19 protein-coding genes and 1 pseudogene are annotated in these 18843 nt (G+C 36.7%); 3 read left to right on the top strand and 17 right to left on the bottom strand.

From position 1 onward, the window contains the following. Positions 1-6: 6 nt before the first annotated feature. From rimM to CVT17_RS04410, 15 genes and pseudogenes are all read right to left on the bottom strand, one after another. Positions 7-533: pseudogene (gene rimM / locus CVT17_RS04480) on the bottom strand (ribosome maturation factor RimM); the annotation flags it as partial. Beyond that, on the bottom strand, positions 526-768 hold the full coding sequence (locus CVT17_RS04475) for a KH domain-containing protein (RefSeq protein WP_107858656.1): 243 nt from the start codon (positions 766-768) through the stop codon (positions 526-528). The pseudogene rimM and the gene CVT17_RS04475, both read right to left, overlap by 8 nt. Further along, a complete protein-coding gene (gene rpsP / locus CVT17_RS04470; RefSeq protein ID WP_009293992.1) occupies positions 768-995 on the bottom strand; it encodes a 30S ribosomal protein S16 in 228 nt (75 codons plus the stop codon). The genes CVT17_RS04475 and rpsP overlap by 1 nt, the downstream gene beginning before the upstream one ends. Before the next feature lie 71 nt (positions 996-1066). Further along, positions 1067-2407 carry a signal recognition particle protein gene (gene ffh / locus CVT17_RS04465; RefSeq protein WP_107858657.1) on the bottom strand — a complete coding sequence of 447 codons (1341 nt, stop codon included), beginning with the start codon at positions 2405-2407 and terminating at the stop codon, positions 1067-1069. A 62-nt stretch (positions 2408-2469) separates the two neighbouring features. Continuing rightward, entirely contained in the window at positions 2470-3228 is a 759-nt protein-coding gene (locus CVT17_RS04460; RefSeq protein ID WP_107776215.1) for an RluA family pseudouridine synthase, read from the bottom strand. Beyond that, positions 3225-4361, bottom strand: a complete 1137-nt coding sequence (waaA, locus tag CVT17_RS04455) for a lipid IV(A) 3-deoxy-D-manno-octulosonic acid transferase (RefSeq protein WP_107858658.1) — start codon at positions 4359-4361, stop codon at positions 3225-3227. Before waaA ends, CVT17_RS04460 begins: the two co-directional genes overlap by 4 nt. 8 nt (positions 4362-4369) lie before the next feature. Further along, positions 4370-5077 carry a zinc ribbon domain-containing protein gene (locus CVT17_RS04450; RefSeq protein ID WP_107770402.1) on the bottom strand — a complete coding sequence of 236 codons (708 nt, stop codon included), beginning with the start codon at positions 5075-5077 and terminating at the stop codon, positions 4370-4372. 17 nt (positions 5078-5094) lie between these two features. Beyond that, the gene (locus CVT17_RS04445) at positions 5095-5817 is read right to left on the bottom strand and encodes a Nif3-like dinuclear metal center hexameric protein (RefSeq protein ID WP_107770403.1); all 723 of its coding nucleotides are present in this window, start codon (positions 5815-5817) and stop codon (positions 5095-5097) included. Positions 5818-5823: 6 nt separating this feature from the next. Beyond that, on the bottom strand, positions 5824-6684 hold the full coding sequence (gene glyQ / locus CVT17_RS04440; RefSeq protein ID WP_107770404.1) for a glycine--tRNA ligase subunit alpha: 861 nt from the start codon (positions 6682-6684) through the stop codon (positions 5824-5826). 18 nt (positions 6685-6702) lie between these two features. Continuing rightward, complete coding sequence (locus CVT17_RS04435; protein ID WP_107770405.1) at positions 6703-8241, bottom strand: AbgT family transporter; 1539 nt, start codon at positions 8239-8241, stop codon at positions 6703-6705. Positions 8242-8246: 5 nt separating this feature from the next. Further along, positions 8247-8666, bottom strand: a complete 420-nt coding sequence (locus tag CVT17_RS04430) for a GyrI-like domain-containing protein (protein ID WP_107858659.1) — start codon at positions 8664-8666, stop codon at positions 8247-8249. Positions 8667-8669: 3 nt separating this feature from the next. Next, positions 8670-9143, bottom strand: a complete 474-nt coding sequence (locus CVT17_RS04425; RefSeq protein WP_107858660.1) for a DUF3972 domain-containing protein — start codon at positions 9141-9143, stop codon at positions 8670-8672. A gap of 12 nt (positions 9144-9155) precedes the next feature. Further along, the gene (gene purE / locus CVT17_RS04420; RefSeq protein ID WP_103582742.1) at positions 9156-9650 is read right to left on the bottom strand and encodes a 5-(carboxyamino)imidazole ribonucleotide mutase; all 495 of its coding nucleotides are present in this window, start codon (positions 9648-9650) and stop codon (positions 9156-9158) included. After that, positions 9647-10906: a peptidase U32 family protein gene (locus CVT17_RS04415; RefSeq protein ID WP_107858661.1), complete on the bottom strand. Its 1260-nt coding sequence runs from the start codon at positions 10904-10906 to the stop codon at positions 9647-9649. Before CVT17_RS04415 ends, purE begins: the two co-directional genes overlap by 4 nt. Further along, complete coding sequence (locus CVT17_RS04410; RefSeq protein ID WP_103599972.1) at positions 10906-11664, bottom strand: chemotaxis protein; 759 nt, start codon at positions 11662-11664, stop codon at positions 10906-10908. The genes CVT17_RS04415 and CVT17_RS04410 overlap by 1 nt, the downstream gene beginning before the upstream one ends. 135 nt (positions 11665-11799) lie before the next feature. Here CVT17_RS04410 and CVT17_RS04405 point away from each other — a divergent pair, with 135 nt between their 5' ends. The 3 genes from CVT17_RS04405 to CVT17_RS04395 all read left to right on the top strand — a co-directional run bounded on the left by CVT17_RS04405 (position 11800) and on the right by CVT17_RS04395 (position 16048). Then, the gene (locus tag CVT17_RS04405) at positions 11800-12579 is read left to right on the top strand and encodes a histidinol-phosphatase (protein ID WP_107770409.1); all 780 of its coding nucleotides are present in this window, start codon (positions 11800-11802) and stop codon (positions 12577-12579) included. Between the two features lie 86 nt (positions 12580-12665). Then, on the top strand, positions 12666-14096 hold the full coding sequence (gene glnA, locus CVT17_RS04400) for a type I glutamate--ammonia ligase (RefSeq protein WP_107858662.1): 1431 nt from the start codon (positions 12666-12668) through the stop codon (positions 14094-14096). A gap of 314 nt (positions 14097-14410) precedes the next feature. Then, positions 14411-16048: a DNA polymerase III subunit gamma/tau gene (locus tag CVT17_RS04395; protein WP_107770411.1), complete on the top strand. Its 1638-nt coding sequence runs from the start codon at positions 14411-14413 to the stop codon at positions 16046-16048. Here the strand turns inward: CVT17_RS04395 and ccoS are convergent. Then, positions 16045-16275: a cbb3-type cytochrome oxidase assembly protein CcoS gene (gene ccoS, locus CVT17_RS04390; RefSeq protein ID WP_087578757.1), complete on the bottom strand. Its 231-nt coding sequence runs from the start codon at positions 16273-16275 to the stop codon at positions 16045-16047. The genes CVT17_RS04395 and ccoS overlap by 4 nt on opposite strands. Then, positions 16268-18655, bottom strand: a complete 2388-nt coding sequence (locus CVT17_RS04385; protein ID WP_107858663.1) for a heavy metal translocating P-type ATPase — start codon at positions 18653-18655, stop codon at positions 16268-16270. Before CVT17_RS04385 ends, ccoS begins: the two co-directional genes overlap by 8 nt. Between the last annotated feature and the right edge of the window lie 188 nt (positions 18656-18843).

Raw genomic sequence — 18843 nt, 5'->3', positions numbered from 1 at the left:
GAATTTTTCTAAAATGGCTCTAGCACCTTTTACCAAAATCTCTTCATTGTCTAAATTTACACTTATAATAAAATGCTCTAAATATGGAATGTAAAAAAATTCTTTGGATTGCCGTCCATAATAAGCTTTTCATCTGTTTTTTTATGTATAAAAAGTGAATTTGAAAAATTATCTTGGATATCTTCTACAATACCCAAAATTTCACCATTTTCTATAACTTTTAAGCCAATAATATCAAACTGAAAAAATTCATTTTTTTTTAATTTGCAGTTTTTTCTAGTGAGCTCTTTTGTGGTGTATATAGTTCTATTTACAAGCGCTTTAGCAAGATCTAAGTCATCAAAATTTTCAAACAAAACCAGTTCTTTTTGTCTATTGTAGTCTTTTATAGTCAGCTGATCATTGTTTTTGTCAAAAAAGGTTGCACCTTTTTTAAACTGTTCTGGGAAGTCGCTCTTATTGTGAAGCTTTAAGTAGCCCTTTAAACCAACACATCTTCCGATGGTAGCGACTTCAACAATATCACTATTCAATAGCTTTTACCGTTACTCTATAGCTTGTATTATCTTTGGCTTTACAACCAATAATAACAGTCTTTATAGCGTTTATCATTTTGCCGTCTTTACCGATAAGTTTTCCAGTATCAATCTTGTCAGCATTTATGATAATTTCAACAAAATTTTCACCAAGCTCTTGACGCTCTATAGTTACCTTTTCAGGAAAGTCAGCTATTAACTTGGCGTATTCGTATAAAAAATTTTTAACCATTATTTTGTAATTTGTGCAACTCTGTCGCTAAGTTTAGCACCAACGCTTTTCCAGTAATCTAATCTCTCTTTATTAAAATTTATAACATTTGGTTCAACCATAGGGTTGTAATAGCCAATACTTTCTATCCAGCCACTATCGCGTCTTTTTCTACTATCTGTAACAACTATACGATAAAAAGGTCTTTTTTTACGTCCCATTCTTGTTAGTCTTACTACTGTTGCCATATTATATTCTCCTCTTGTTTTTAAATAAAGCTTAAATTTAGATAACAAATATCCAAATTTAAACCCTTTTATCAAACAGGTCTTTTTAAATTTGCTTGAGAAAGCATATTTGCAAGTCCCTTTGCTCCACCTTTTCCTGAAAATTTCTTAGCAAGCTTTGAAGCATTTTCAAACTGCTTTAAAAAACGATTTACCTCTACTTGAGATAGTCCAGAACCAGCTGCTAAACGCCTTTTTCTACTATTGTTTAAAAGGTCTGGATTCTCACGCTCTTTTTGCGTCATAGAGTTTATCATAGCCTTAATATGCAAAATTTCTTTTGAATTATCAAGGTCTATATCTTTTATCTGATTTGCAATATTTGAAAGTCCAGGTATCATCCCCATCAAAGACTTCATACTACCAAGCTTTTTAACACTTTCCATTTGTTCTAAAAAGTCATTAAAATTAAACTGGCCTTTTTTTATCTTTTGATTTAGGCGTTTTGCCTCTTTTTCATCTATAATAGTCGATGTTTTCTCTACCAAAGTGGCCAAGTCACCCTCACCCATTATACGGCTTACAATGCGGTCTGGTATAAAACTCTCGATATCAGCTACTTTCTCGCCAGTACCGACAAATCTAAGTGGAATATTTAGCTGTTTTGCAATACTAATAGCTACACCACCCTTTGAGTCAGAGTCAAATTTAGAAAGGATAACTCCAGAAATTCCCAAAATTTCATTAAAACTTGTAGCTGTTTTTACGGCATCTTGTCCACTCATAGCATCAGCTACGTAGAAAATTTCATGTGGATTTATCGCATTTTTTACATCTTTTATCTCTTGCATCAACTTCTCATCGATCGCAAGACGACCTGCGGTATCCACTAAAAGCACATCATAAAGACCGCTTTTTGCTTTTTCTAGCGCTTCTTTTGCTACTTTTATAGGGTTATTTTCATTTTCTATATAAAAAAGATCGATCTCATTTGCAACGCAGAGCTGTCTTAGTTGCTCAACCGCCGCCAATCTTTGCAAGTCACAAGCCGCAACTAAAACTTTTTTCTTTCTTAGCTTTAGATAGTTTGCAAGCTTAATAGTTGTCGTTGTTTTACCGCTACCTTGTAAGCCAGCCATCAAAACAATAGTTGGTGCAACTGGCGCATAGACAAAGCCTTGGTTGCCAGGAGCTGTTAATATAGTCGTTAAATTTGATTTGATCGAATCTAGGAAATTCTTTTGACCAACGCCAGTTTGCTTTAGCTCGCTTTCGATAGATGTAAGTAGATCTTTAGTGACTTTGTGGTGAACATCAGCTTTTAAAAGAGCTTTTTTAAGCACATCAAGTGCGTTTTTTAGAGCTTTTTCGTCATCTACAAAACGTATCTTGCTAACGGCTAATCTAAAAGACTCGCTAATTTGTTCAAACACTAATCACCTTTCCAAGTTGTTATTAAAGGGCGTATATTACTAAATAATTTCTTTATTGCTCTTTAAATTTCAAATTTATTAAATAGCTCAAACCCAAGAGAATTAAATTCTTTTGGGATCGGCGCTTTAAATTTATAGTTTAAAAGAGCAATAGAATAGGCATGCAAAAACATTCTATTTGCCCTATTTTTGCCGTATTTCTCATCGCCAACGATAGGTAAATTTAAGCTAGCCAAATGCACTCTTATCTGGTGTGTCCTGCCTGTTTTTATGGCAACTTTTACCAGCGTTTTTTTGCCAACAACCATGAGAGGTAAAATTTCACTGATCGCCTCTTTGCCATCTTTTGAGATCTTTGAAATGGCGCCATTTTTATTTTTTATCGTTAAGATTGGCTCATTTACGACCACTTCTTCGCTCATGATGCCCCTAACTACGGCCACATAAATTTTCTCAACCTTCATCTTTTTAAATTCATTTATGGCAAGTGCTGCGAATTCATCATTTTTTACAAGAAGCAACACGCCGCTTGTGTCCTTATCGAGCCTGTGAAGGAGTGGAAATTTATAAATTTGACTAATTTTTTCACTAGTTATGGCAGCTGGCTTACTGATTGCTATTAAATTTTCATCTTCAAAGATAACGCTTGGCTTTGGCATCTCTTCGATGCTAAATTTAGTATTTTCACTCATTAGCGCACGAGCGATCATCACCTTTTGCCCCTTGGCATAGACTAGTCCGCTGTCGATTAGCTCCTTTGCCTCGTTGTTTGAGATATTTTTTTGTTTGGCTAAAATTTTATACGCTTTTTCTTCGCTCATAAAGTGCTCCTTATATCTTCTATGATCGCATCAGCACTTGCTTGCACGGCGATCTTGCTCTTTTTAGCATCACTATCTATTATGCCACTGATCTCGCTTGCTTTTGCGATATAGATGTTTTCAACTAGGCTAAATAACGCCTTTTGGTTAAATATAAACTCGCCACTTATTATCACTGGGTTAAATTGTGCGCACTCGATTGGATTATGCCCACCGATATTTGGCGCAAAACTGCCTCCAAGCACGACTATATCGCTAATAGCATAGACATTTACAAGCTCACCTAAAGTGTCAAGCAAATTTACTTTAGCTTCAAATTTATACGTTTGACTAAATTTCGCAAAGCTAAAGTCATGCTTTTTAGCGTAGTCGCCTGCTATCTTCTCAACCTCTGCGAACCTCTCAGGATGGCGTGGTGCGATGATTAAAAGATCATTTTCTTTTAAATTTAAATTTTGCAAAATCATCTCTTCTTCGCCCAAATGCGTACTTGCCAGCACGATCACTCTAGCTTTTGGCTTTTCATAAATTTTACTCACGCTTGGCAAAAACGCAGCCTTTATGTTGCCAACGACCTCTATTTCACCTGCACCAAGCGACTTTAGCCTCTCTTTATCAAGCTCACTTTGAGCGTAAATTTTATCTATGAATTTAAAAAGATATCTGTAAAAAAAGCCAAATTTTAAGTAGCTTTTGTAGCTTCTATCTGAAATTCTAGCGTTTATCAGTATCACGCGGCTGCCTTTTAGCTTTGCCATGAAAACTAGCATAAGCCAAAGCTCAGCCTCAAAAATTACTAAAATTTTGCTCTTTTTTAGCCAAAATGGCAAGAAAATTTCAAACGGTAAAAATCTCGCGTTAGAGCAAATTTTACTTGCCGCTTCAAAGCCCGTATTTGTCACCACGCTTATGGCTTTACTGTCAAATTTTTGTATCAAAGGTTTAAGCGCTTGCACCTCGCCAAACGAACAAGCGTGAAAATGCACATCTGCATCTTGAAATTTAGGATTATTAAAGAGGAAAAAACGTGCTGGAATCGACTTATGATACTTTTTTTTAAAACTTAAAAAAAATAAAAAGATAGCCCCAAAGAGATAGAGTATTGAGGCTAGAAAGTAATATATTATTATCACGAAATGTGTTATTGCTCTTGTTTATATAAAATTCTGCCACAATGAGGACATGTAACGATATCTTCGCCCTTGATAACAGCAGAGAAAGTTTTGTCGTTTATCTGCATAAAACAACCATAACAAGCTTGTTTTTTTACAGGAACAACAGCTGTGTTATGAGCCCATTTTCTAATTTTTTCATAAAATGCGAGAATTTTTTGATTCATAGTGGCGATAAGCTTGTCTTTTTTGGCATAAACTTCTTCACGTTCTTTCCCAATATTTTCAAGCTCAGATGAAGTTTTACTTTTTATATTTTTTAAATTCTCTTTAAGTTCAGCTTTTTTTGCACCAAGCTCATCTTTTTGACTATTTTTACTATCTATTAGCTTCTCAAGTCTAGCGATCTCCTCATTTGCAGCCTCAAGTTGCTCTTTTGCAATATCCTCTTCAAGACTTAGAGCTTTTATCTCCTTTTCGCTTTTTGCACTTGAGCTTTTTTTGGCTACATCTTTTATCTTTGCGCTAAACTCGGCAATATGAGCATTTGTGCCTGATTTTTGAGATTTTAGGTCATTTACCTCTTCATCTAGTCTTTCTATATTAACCGTTATGGTTTCGCACTCTTCTTCTATATTTTTATAAGCCTTTTCTATGTCTTGAATGCGTGGTATAAAGCCATCTATTTGTTTATCAAGATCAGATAATTCAACTAATTGTTGTAAGTATTTATTCATAATGTTTCCTTTTTTTGTTAGCAATATGTAAATGGATTTTTAGAATTGCGTATTATAACTTCAATTTTCAGATTTTGCAAATATTTTGCTAAAAAATCACCAAAATAACGTTCACTTTCATAGTGATTTATATCGATTAAATTTAGCCCATTTTCCTTTGCATAAAGGGCTTGGTGATATTTTAGATCACCCGTTAAAAAGACGTCTGCTTTTACATCTTGGATGAGATCTCCGCCACTTCCAGTGCAGATACAAATTTTAGAAATTTCATCTTTTGCATGAACCACTCTTAAATTTTCTATCCTAAGTTTTTCTTTTACAAATTTGCAAAGCTCAATAAATTTTATCTTCACATCAGCATAGATCAAAAAGCCCTCTTTGCTTGAAATTTCAAGCCCCAAAACCTGCATCACAAATTTTTCATTTAAAAATGCAAGGTCAGCGTTTGTATGAAGCGAAATAAGCGAGATATTTTTTATCATCATCTCTCTTATGAGTGAGCTTGGATAAAAGCTGTAGTCTAGGCTTTTTAGCCCCTTAAAAATGAGCGGATGGTGAGTGATAATAAGCGAATTTGGCAAGACATTTTGCAAAAGTTCGCTATCTAAATCAAGACTCATATAAATTCGCTCAAATTCGCTATCAAATGAGCCAACTTGTAGGCCACTATTGTCCCAGGACTCTTGGCTCGCAAATGGGCAAATTTCATCTAAAATTTTATAAATTTCAGCTATTTTCATAAAATTTTACTTTTGCTCTAGACTCTCTTTGTAAGTTAGCGCGCACTCTTTGGCCAGCTCGCGAATTTTTAAGATGTAGTCTTGCCTTTGCGTCACACTTATCGCCCCACGCGCATCAAGGACGTTAAATGTGTGAGCCGCAAGCATGCAATAATCATATGCTGGCAGTGAAATTTTAGCCTCTAAGCAGCGTTTGCACTCGTTAAATGCGTTTTCAAACTGGTTAAAAAGCATATCTACGTTTGCTACTTCAAAGTTATATTTACTCCACTCGTACTCACCTTGTTTGTGAACGTCGGCATAGGTTACGATGTTTCCATCCCTGTCATCCCAAACGATGTCGTAGACACTATTTACATCTTGTAGATACATGGCCAAACGCTCAAGGCCGTATGTTATCTCACCAGAGATCAGCTCGCATGCGATGCCGCCCACTTGTTGAAAATAAGTAAACTGCGTCACTTCCATGCCATCTAGCCAGACCTCCCAGCCTAGTCCCCAAGCACCTAGCGTCGGGCTCTCCCAGTTATCCTCGACGAAGCGGATGTCGTGATTTTTCAAATTTAACCCAAGCTTTTCAAGGCTTTTTAGATAAAGCTCTTGGATATTTTCTGGGCTTGGTTTTATGAGTACTTGAAACTGATAATAAGCGCCTAGGCGGTTTGGATTTTCGCCGTATCTGCCATCAGTCGGACGGCGGCTTGGAGCTACATATGCAGTCGCCCACGGCTTTGGTCCGAGGCTTCTTAAAAAAGTCGCTTGATGATAAGTACCAGCACCAGCAGGCATGTCGTATGGCTGAAGTATAACGCAACCTTGCTCTTGCCAATAGTTTTGAAGCGTTAGTATTATTTGTGAAAATGTCATTGCTTTCCTTTTAAAATTTTACTTTACATAGTGTATAACTGCACCAGGTCCTAGCGGTAGATCAAAAATGTACCAAAACGACATTAGCGCTGTCCAAGAAATTAAAAATGCAACCGTATAAGGAAGCATAATAGAAACCACTGATCCGATTTTTAACTCTTTATTGTATTTTTGCATAAAAGCTACTATCAAAACAAAAAACGGCATCAAAGGCGTTATGATATTTGTAGTAGAGTCGCCTATTCTAAAAGCAGCCTGTGTAAGCTCTGGTGAAAGTCCAAGATTCATAAACATTGGTATAAAAATCGGAGCCATCATCGCCCACTTTGCAGAATCAACAGCTATAAATAAATTTATAAAAGCGATCAAGAAAATAAAAACTATAATAAGGCTAAGTCCAGTTAATCCGACTTCTTTTAGAAAAATAGAACCTTTAATAGAAAGTACTAGCCCAATATTTGAGGTATTAAAAAGATATGTAAACTGAGCTGCAAAAAATATCAAAACCAAAAATCCTGATAGCTCAGAAATAGATTGTTCCATAAATTTTATGGCGTCATTACTACTTTTTATACTCCTAGCACCTACGCCGTAAGCGACACCTACCACTATAAAAAGTAACATCATAAAAACAACAATAGAATGCATAAAAGTAGATTTCATAAAGCTTTCATTGCCTTTTGCTCCAAATAAAGAACCAGAAGGCAAAATAGCCACAAGCAGTAAAATCACAAAAACGATCAACGCTATTAGTGAAAATTTTAAGCCACGTTTTTGCTCTGCACTTATCTCGCTATGCTCTTTTAGGCTAAAATCACCTAAAAAATCAAATTTGCCAAGCCTAGGCTCTACGATTTTATCCGTTACAAACCAGCCAACAAATACGATCAAAAATGTCGAAGCGATCATAAAGTACCAATTTGCAGTTGCTAATACTACATAATCTGGATTTAACACGCTAGCTGCTTGCATAGAAAATGCCGCAAACATCGGGTCATTTGTGCCGATTAATAAATTTGCCGACCAGCCACCGCTAACACCAGCAAAAGCAGCAGCTAATCCAGCAATTGGATGGCGACCAAATCCAGCAAATAAAATAGCTCCAAGCGGGATTAGCACGACATAGCCAACCGAGGAAGCAACATTTGACATTACACCAAGAAAAATAACGATTGGGGTTACCCATATTTTGGAAGATTTTAAGGCAATCTTTGTCATAAGTGCTGATAAAAGTCCAGACTTGTCTGCAATACCAATACCTAGAATAATCGCAAAAACTACTCCCAAAGGATAAAAATTAGTAAAATTTTTAAGCACAGATGAAACAAAAGATCTAAGACTATCAGCAGAAAGCAGATTTATAACATTTGCATTAAGCTGTGATATTTGTCCATCTTTGATAGCCTGATAGCTTACGCCAACGCCCATCTTTTCTAATACAAACGATATTATTATCGTAATAATCGAAAGATATATAAAAAGCATAGTTGGATTTGGCAATTTGTTACCAAAATTTTCGATAAAACTTAAGATTGAACTATTATTTTTTTTATTCATTTTTCCTAACCTAAAATAGATATAAAAATTTTTATCTCGTCGCTGCTGTAAAGCTCAAAATCTGTTTCATAGGCTCTTTTTAGCTCGCTACTTTCAAAATATCTCCAAATTTCATCCCAAAATTTTGAAACATTTTGTGGCTCATTTGCAAAACTAAAAAGAGCGTACTTTCCGCTTTGTATCTTTAAATTTCCATCACCCTTTTGGCGTGATCTTGTGCCGATGAAGTTATCGTAATGTCCATCAAAATCGCTTTCATAGTTGCAGTAAACGCTATAAATTTCACTCTTGCCATCGTAGTGCTCACTCATAAATTTAGACCATAAAGCTGGAATTTTACCCTTGCCGCCCATCTCATCTTCATTTTTAGTGCGAGTTTTTACTCCGTAAATTTCAAAGCTATCCTCTAAATTTATAATCTTCATAAACTACTTTTGTCCGTTAAAATTTTCAACCGCTTGGTTCCACATTAGCTTGTATTTTCGTTTTAAAAATTCAACTTCATCTTGTGAAATTTTAAGCTGTTTTGTAAGCGTCTCGACCATTTTTCTATCTTCGTCATAGAGCTCTTGCATAGAAATAAGCGCCTCTTTTAAAAATTTATTCTCATTTCTTAGGGTTTCAAGCGTCTCATCCTTTGCGTCAAGTACCTTTTCGTGTAAATTTAATATCGTTCCAATCGTCTTTTCAACAAAGCTGATACCATCTTGGCTTTGCGGCTGCAAGGATAAATTTTGCGAAACACTAGGCACCACGCTCATCGTTCCCTCGCTCGCTTCTATCAAAATTTCTCCATTTTCCTCTTTGGTTTTCAAAACGCCACGATTTATCATATCTTCGATAACTTCACGCTCCAAGTGCACAAGTTTGCAAAATTCATCAACTCCAAGATAGGTCTGCACCGCTTCTCCTTTTTACAGTATCACTTCAACCTTTGAAGAGTCTTCCTCTAAAGCCTTTATCTTCGCCTCTCTATCGGCTTTTAGAGCACTTGCCAGACTATCATCTTCAAGAGCTAAAATTTGCACCGCCAAATAGGCTGCATTTATCGCGCCAGCCTTGCCAATAGCCAAGGTTGCTACTGGCATGCCGCTTGGCATTTGCACAGTTGAGTAAAGTGCATCAACGCCACTTAGAGCCGAACCTGCCATTGGTATGCCAATCACTGGTTTTGTAGTATTTGCAGCGATCGCACCAGCTAGGTGAGCCGCCATACCAGCAGCTGCAATAAAGACTTTTGCACCCTTTTTCTCAGCATTTGCGACGTACTCGCTCGTTCTTTTTGGGCTTCTGTGAGCTGAGCTGATTATCAGTTCATATTTTACGCCAAATTTTTCAAGAGTTTTTGCCACCTCGCTAACGATCTCATAGTCACTTTTACTTCCCATTATAATAGAAACAAATTTCATATTTTCTCCCTTAAAAAGCTAAATTTTGGTAGCTTAACACCAAGACTTATTCCATTTTCATTGCCGCTATGAATTTCGCTCATAACCTTGCCTTTTTTGGTGATGAGCTGCTTAAATTTGATAAATTTCTTGCCATCTTGTGAATAGACCTTTGAAATTTCATTTTCACTGTCTTCTATAACCGATCCAGTAGGAGCCACGATCTCGTAGCTATTGCCTGGAAAAATTTTATATTTGCACTTAAAAAACTCGCCATCTTCGCTTATTGCATTTACCTGATGAGTACCCTCTTCTAGGCTGCTAACATGATTTTGTGTATCGGTTCGCTCATAAGGTCTATGCACCAAATATCCATCCGTAAAGCCACGATTTTTTAGTGTATTTATCTCATTCTCATAAATTTGTGCGTCAAATTTATTATTCATGGCATCATCTATCGCCATTTTATAAGCTCTTGCTGTGCAAGCTGCGTAGTACTCACTCTTTGTGCGACCTTCTATTTTTAGGCTATCTATTACGCCACTATCAACGATCTCTTTGATGTGCGAGATGAGGCAAAGATCTTTTGAGTTCATGATGTGAGTGCCTTTTTCATCCTCTTCTAAACGGAAAAGCACACCACTCTCTTCGTTTTTGGCATAGAGTTCATACTTAAACCTGCAGTCGTTCGCACAGCTTCCGCGATTTGACATACGTCCGCTTTGCACTGAGCTCACTAAGCACCTGCCAGAGTAGGCAAAGCACATCGAGCCATGGACGAAAATTTCGATATCAAGAGTTGGAATTTCTTCTTTTATCTTTATGACATCTTTTAAGTTCATCTCGCGTGCTACGACGATACGTTTTGCACCCATATCGTGATAAATTTTTGCATCAAGCACATTCATAACATTTGCCTGAGTTGAGAGATGTATCTCGATATCAGGGGCAATAGCTTTTGCTAGACTCATGACTCCTGGAGTTGCAATAATAAAGGCATCTGGCTTCATAGCCGAGATAGTCTGCAAGTGCCTTTTTAGTGGCTCGATCTGCGAATTAAAAGGAAAGGCATTTATGGTCGCATAAAATTTCTTTCCTTTTGCATGTGTGTAGTCTATCGCCTCTTTGAATGTTTCAAGGTTAAATTCCCTTGCTGATCTAGTCCTTAGTGAAAAGCTAGCCACCGAGCCATAAACAGCGTCAGCTCCATACTCAAGGGCGATTTTAAGTTTTGTTAAATTTCCAGCTGGAGATAAAAGCTCAGGCCTTTTTAGCACTATTTTTTACCCAAACTTTCTATCAAGGCTTCGATATCATCGTTGCTGACAAGATTTTCAGTCGTTGTATCACCAGCGATGTGAACAGCAGAGCTAACACGCTTATCATCGTCGATTTTACCTTCAAATAAGGTATTCATATATTTACTTAGCGCTCTCATAACGTTGATAACACGCTCTATCTTTTGTCTGTGGATGTCTTGATACTGCATCATATCCATAGCCATCATGATCTCATCTTGTCCCATTTGTAAATTTCCGATGATATTATCGATCGTGCCAAGAAGCGAGTTGTTTTTCTCTAAAGCCTCACTAAATGCAGCGATATTTGGAAATTTCTCACTTAGTGTCGTAAATAGCTCGATATTTGAGTTTATTGTGTCTTTTAGGCTATTTGAGTCGCTCTCAGCGTCCATAAAAAAGTTATTTATCGTTTCAAGCTTATCAAACATCTGAGTAGCTTTTTCTTCGCTATCTCTTGTTACGTCATCAAGCTGATGAACCATTTTGTGATCTTCCGTTGGTGGTGGTGGTGGCCAAACGCCATCTGCACTCACTCTATAATTTTCTGCATTCTTTGAATTACTTTCTGATTTTGACTGTGGCTCATCTTTAGTATCGATTGCTTCTGCAACTTCTGTTACCTCGTCCGTATCCTCTTTGACGTCCGCAACCTCTTGGCCAGTATCTTCTTTAGCATTATCTAACTCATCATCTAGCCCACCTGCCATAAGTGCGTCAAGTTCCTCTTGGGTCATAAAAGCTCCTAATAAAATTTGGCTTGATTATATAGGATTTAAATAAAAAGTAAGTTTAAAGGCAATGCTTTTATCTTTAAATTTATAAATTTTTAGATAGCATTTTTAAAAATAAACGACCTTAAAAGGCTAAAAATGACCGTCGATCTTCACAACCACACGCCACTTTGCAAACACGCAGTTGGCGAGCCAAGAGAGTATGTACAAAACGCAATAAAAGCTGGCACAAAATACTTTGGTTTTAGTGATCACGCACCGATGAACTACGATGAAGCTTATAGGATGAAATTTGAGGAGATGCAAAGCTACGAAGACGAGGTTAGGCGCTTAAAAGAGGAATTTAGTGGCGAGATAGAAATTTTACTTGGCTATGAGATGGATTTTTTAGATGGATTTATGGATGAGCGAGTTTTTGCTAGAAAGGTCGATTATCTAATAGGCTCTGTGCATTTTTTTAACGGCTGGGCATTTGACAATCCAGAATTTATCGGTGGCTACGAGGGCAAAGACTTGGATCAAATTTGGCAAGAGTATTTTGATCATGTAGAAAGATCTGCTAAGCTTGGTAAATTTGACATTATGGGGCATATTGATCTTTTAAAACTTTTTAAATTTTTGCCAAAAAAGGATGTTAGAATTTTGGCTAAAAATGCAGTAAATGCGATAAAAGAAGCAGATTTAGTTGTTGAGATAAATGCTGCTGGCTTTAGAAAACCTATCGGCGAGCAATATCCAAGCCTGAATTTACTTGAACTAATAGCCGAAAAAGATATAACCATCACCTTTGGCTCAGACGCTCACGCAAAAGAAGATATTGGTAAAAATGGCGAAATTTGCGAACAAATAGCTAGAGATTTAGGCTATTCAAAATGTGCTATTTTCAAAAACAGAGATAGAGAATTAGTAAAATTTTAGATCGGGTTAAAATAAAATATAAATTTAATCTTAAATATTAGGTTTTATGATAGAATACGAAAATTAAAAACCAGAAGGAGAAAAGAATGGGAAAATTTGTCCAAAACGTAGATCATTTTTTTGATTTTTGTAAAGAAAATGAAGTCAAATTTGTAGATTTTAGATTTACTGATTTAGGTGGTGCTTGGCATAGCATTAGCTACAACATAAAAGCTGTTACAAAAGAAAATTTTATAAATGGTATCCCTATGGACGCTAGCTCTATGCATGGCTGGCAACCAATCGATAAGAGCGACATGATAATGAAGCCAGAAGCTACAACTGCATTTTTAGACCCATTTACTTCTGATATTACAGTTGTTGTTTTTTGCGATATTTACGACATTTACAAGGGTCAAATTTATGAAAAATGCCCTCGCTCAATTGCTAAAAGAGCAATGCAATATGTAAAAGATAGTGGTCTTGGTGATGAGGCTTACTTTGGCCCTGAGAATGAATTTTTTGTCTTTGATAACGTCAAAATCATCGATAGCCCAAACTGTGCGATGTATCAAGTAGATAGCGAAGAAGGCGAATGGAACGATGCTACTGACTTCAAAGACAGCTACAATACAGGTCATCGCCCACGCAGAAAAGGCGGCTACTTGATGACTCAGCCAATCGACAGCATGGTCGATCTAAGAGCCGAGATGATGCAAGTTTTAGAGCAAGTTGGCCTTGAAGTATTTTTGGGCCATCACGAAGTCGCTCAAGGACAAGGTGAGATCGGCGTGAAATTTGGCAACTTAGTCGAAGCTGCCGATAATGTTCAAATTTATAAATATGTCGTTCGCATGGTGGCTCACCTAAACGGCAAGACAGTTACATTTATGCCAAAACCACTTTATGGCGATAACGGAAGCGGCATGCACGTGCATCAATCAGTTTGGAAAGATGGTAAAAATTTATTCTACAAAGAGGGCAACTACGCAAATTTAAGTGATTTCGCAAGATACTATATCGGTGGCGTTTTAAAACATGCAAGAAGCGTTGCCGCCTTTACTAACCCAAGCACAAATAGCTACAAACGCCTAATCCCAGGCTTTGAAGCACCATCTATCCTAACATACTCTAGCCAAAACCGCTCAGCAAGTATCCGCATACCTTATGGTTCAGGCGAAAAGTCAGTTAGAGCCGAGATGAGATTTCCAGATAGCACAGCAAACCCTTATCTAGCCTTTTCAGCGATGCTAATGGCGGGACTTGACGGCGTTAAAAATAAATACGAGCCAGTTGGTCCGATGGATGAAAATTTATTTAAACTTCACCTTGATGAGATTAGAGAGCGTGGCATAGAGCAGCTTCCACACACACTTCGTGGCAGCTTAGAAGCACTAATTCGCGATAATGAATACTTAAAACCAATAATGACCGATCTTTTCATAGATACCTATCAACACTTCAAATTTGAAACTCAAGTTTGGCCTTACGAAGCGCGCCCAACCGCTTATGAGTTTAAAACCTGCTTCTCTTGCTAATCTAAAATTTTGCCTTGGCACACACGCCAAGGCTTTTTATACCAAACACAATACATATAAAAATACAAAATATTTAACATAAAATTTTATGTATTTTTATTATAAATTTTAAATCTATACAACTATGGATCATTATAAAAAGGGATATTTTTTATTTTTTGCAAATACACTATGAATTTTATGCAAACATATAAAAATTTATCCGCCTTCATTAAACTAAAATAAAAAAATTTAAAGCCAATTAAATATATAAATAATCATAAATTTATGCCTTTTTTTATAAAATCCTTGAACTTTATAAAAAGGATACCGCATTGCAAGCACTAGCTTTAAAATATCGCCCTAAAAATTTTGATGAACTTATCGGTCAAGAAGCAGTTAGCAAAAGCCTAATACACGCACTTGACGAGGGTCGTATAAGCCACGCATATCTATTTTCTGGGCTTAGAGGCAGTGGTAAAACTTCAAGTGCCAGGATATTTTCAAAAGCTTTAGTGTGCGAAAAAGGACCTACCTCAAAACCATGTGAAGTATGTCCGCAATGCATCATGGCAAATGAGTCAAGGCATATGGACATCATCGAAATGGACGCTGCTAGCCACAGAAAGATAGATGACATAAGAGAGCTAATAGAGCAAACAAAATATGCTCCAGCAATGGCAAGATATAAAATTTTTATAATTGACGAAGTGCATATGCTAACCAAAGAGGCATTTAACGCCCTTTTAAAAACGCTTGAAGAGCCACCAAGCTATGTAAAATTTATCCTAGCGACGACCGATCCATTAAAACTCCCAACAACGGTACTTTCAAGAACGCAGCATTTTAGGTTTAAGCAAATAAGCAGATACAGCATCATTAAACATCTTGAGTTTATTTTAAGCAAAGAAGGCATTAGCTACGAAAAAGAGGCACTTGAAATTTTAGCAAGAAGTGGCGGAGGATCGCTAAGAGATACTTTAACACTTCTTGATCAAGCTATCATTTACGGTGCAAATAATGTAACGGCAAATGGCGTAGCATCGATGCTAGGGCTTCTTGATCCAGAAAAGATCGAAGAGATAATAACTCATGTTTTAAATCACGATAAGAATGCCATTAGAGTGCTCGTAAGCGAACTTGAAAGCTATGATCCTGAGATGATAATAGATGAAATTTTGGCAAATTTAAAGCAAAAATTTATAGAAAACGACTCAAAAATTTCTCTACTTGTTTATGAAAGATTTTTTAGGATTTTGGCACAAGCTAAAGGTATGCTAAATGTAAGTAGCGACAATGGCTTTGTACTAATGCTAATGCTTTTTATGATGATAGAAGCACTAAATTTACAAGATATCGATGACGCTATAAATGAAGTGATCTCAAAAAATAGCGAAAATTCCACTCAAATCACAGAAGTCATCACTCAAAAAAGCCAAGCAGCTCCTGCTAAAATGCAAGGTCCATATGAACTCTTTTTAACAAAAATTTATGATAGAAATTACGATCTTGGCGAGTTTTTTAAAGAATTTGTAGAATTTAGCTTCTTTAATAACAATGAGCTTGGACTGATAGTAAATGCAAAAGATGAAAATCTTGAATACTTTAAGAAAAATTGGAAAATCTTAAACGAGATATTGCGTACGCTTTTTGGACAAAATGCGAAGATAGTAAATGCAAAGAGTGATGAGCAAAAAGCACAAACTAAGACGCCTAAAGCCTCTTTAGAAAATAATGAAAAAAGCGAACTAGACGAGCTTGATGAGGAAATTTTAAGACTAAATGCAAATAACATTGAAACTAAAAATGAGTCAAAAACCGAGATAAAAAGCGAGCTGCAAAATGAGAAAAATAACTTTGCTTTGATGCTAAATAAAGAGCCAAAAACGCCAGAAGAGCTTCAAAGACAAAGAGAACAAGGGGTCTTAAAAGAGGCCAATAGACTTTTTGGCGAGCCAACGATTGAGAGCTAAATTTTATCTTTATTAGATTTTGCTCTTTTTTTGAGAGCTTCTTTTTTGCGAAGCTCTAGTTCATAAGCTTCATTTAGTGCATCTTCATCGTCTAAATTTGCTCCGTCTAAAAATTTTCGGTAGTCCTCAAATTGCTTATTTTTTATCCCCCAAAGCACGCCAAAAAGCAAAAATGCTCCCATCAAAACCGAGATAAAAACTAGCATCGCAAGTGTCGCGCTATCCATTTTTTTCCTTAAATTTTCTAACAATATAAAGCGAGTTTAAGATAACACTTAGCGAGCTAAGCGACATAAAAAGCGCAGCAAATAGCGGAATGACATAGCCAAACACAGCAAATGGCAGAGCAAGAACATTATAAAGAAGGCAAAAGAGCAAATTTTGCTTTATCGTTTTGTAAGTAAATTTTGAGATTTTTATGGCCTTTGCTAGACTTTTTAAACTATCATCAAGTAGCACTACATCGCTTCTTTCTAAGCTTATTGCCGCCCCGCTTCCCATACAAATGGCAACATGAGCAAGGCTAAGCGCTGCTGCGTCATTTATGCCATCTCCTACCATTAGAACCTTTTTGCCCTGCTCTTTTAGTTCGCTTATAAATTTAGCTTTCGTTTCAGGCAACATCTCTGCTCTAAACTCACTCACGCCAAGCTCATCTGCCACATTTTTTACCACTTTTTGCACGTCGCCACTTAAGATACACACTTTCATGCCAGCGCTCTTTAGCTCGTCTATCAAGGTCTTTGCCTCGGGCTTTACACTATCTTTTAGGTAAAATTTCGCCACTAACTCACCATTAAGCCCCACAAAAAAGCTCACATTTTCTTCAGCTTCATCAAAGCCAATACCATTTTCAACTAAAAATCGCTTGCTTCCTGCATAAAATTTCTTACCTGAAATTTCAGCCTCAACACCCTTTGCCACACTTAAATTTGTATTTTTAAGCTCTATTTTCCTTGCGTCTTTTTGCTTTAAAAATTTAGCCACTGCCACGCTTATTTGATGATTTGATATAAGAGCCAGCGAATAAATTTCATCTAAGCTTATGCTCTCTTTTATGAAAAAATCACTAACTTCAAATTCTGCCTTTGTGAGCGTACCAGTCTTATCAAAGACCGCTACATCGCACTTTGCAAGGCTTTCAAAAAATTTAGCCTCTTTAAAAAGCACTCTATTTTTAAAAGCCACACCAAGAGCGCAAACACTGCTAACTGGCGTGGCAAGGGCAAGCGCACAAGGGCAAGCGATCACAATGACGCTAACAGCCGTGACAATAGCTTCTGAAAAGCCAAATTTAAAGTACCAAAACCAAAATGTAAAAAATGCTAAAGTCAGCACACTAAGAGAAAATTTAGAAGCGATTTTATTGACTACTAGCTCGATATTTGGCTTTTTTAGCTCTGCATTTTGGAGCAAATTTATAAGCTGATTTAGATAAGAATTTTTAAAAATTTCCTTTGCTTCATAGATGATTTGTCCATTTTGGCAAATGACGCCACTTTTTACCTCTTGTCCCACTCCCAAGATCACAGGCAGGCTCTCTCCAGTTAGGCTTGAGCTATCCACGCTTGCCTCGCCACTAAGCACTACTCCATCAAGCAGCGCCCTCTCGCCTGATCTAAGCACGATCTTTTCGCCCAAATTTACATCTCTTGGCTCTTTTAAAATATCCTTACCATCTTCTAAAACGCACACCTTTGCAAGCAGCATATCATTTAAGAAATTTGAAGTCTCAAGTGCCTTTTTCTTGCCCAAAATTTCTAAAAATTTACCGATAAAAACAAAGGTGATGATCATCGCAACCGAGTCGAAATAGCTCTCGCCACTCCTCGTAAACATCGCAAAAATAGAGTAGATATAGGTTATGCTAGCTCCGGTGATAACGAGCAAATCCATATTTGGCGAAGCGTTTTTTATGGCTATCTTTGCTCCTTTAAAAAACTCGCTACCAGTATAAAAAAGTACAGGCGTTGCTAATACAAACTGCGCAAAGCTTAAAATGTCTTTTATATCGCCTCTTATGCCACTAAAATACCCACTATACTGAGCAATGGCTAGCCACATAATGTTCATCGTAGCAAAGATACCAACTAGCGCTTTTGTGTAAAATTTTCTTCTTTTCTTAGCTAGCTCGTCCTCTTTCGAACTCGTAGCATAGGGCTTTGGGACGTAGCCAACGGCATAAATTTTTTCAATTATTTGCTCTACCAAAAGCTCTTGCTCATCAAAGACAATAACCGCTTTTTGATTAAGCGAGTTGATATTTACCTCCAAGACGCCAGGCAAGCTAAAAAGTGCCTTTTCAAGTAGCCAGATGCAAGCTGAGCAAGTGATGCCATCGATTAAAAATGAAATTTGACTAAAGTCGCCCTCTTTTGTCACAAGCTCGCTAAAATTTGCTGCTAAATTTTTGATATTTGCACCGTTGCTTGCCGGTGTAAGTGTATTTTTACCAAGACGTTCATAAAACTCGCTAAGCCCATTTTCATTTAAAATTTCATAAACGCCTTTGCAACCAACACAGCAAAATTTAAGTCCGCCTTCATTTGAGATCATCACGCTTTCATCAAATTTTAATCTGCAATGAGCACATCTACTTTGTGGCATTTTTACTTTCTTTTATCTAAAATTTTTACCAATATTATTGCATCACATGCCTATTACACACCATATAAATTTATGGTAGGCAAACTGCAAAAATAGGCACAAATTCTTCTTTTGTTATCGTTATAAAATGGCGAGATTATAGCAAATCAACCATTTTTGAGCAAAAATTTTATTTTATACCATTTCTT

Origin of the sequence: Campylobacter concisus, from assembly GCF_003048775.2 — a bacterium.
GTDB classification, from domain to species: domain Bacteria; phylum Campylobacterota; class Campylobacteria; order Campylobacterales; family Campylobacteraceae; genus Campylobacter_A; species Campylobacter_A concisus_I.
Note: the sequence above shows the minus strand (reverse complement) of the source record. Positions and strands in the feature narration are given on the sequence as shown.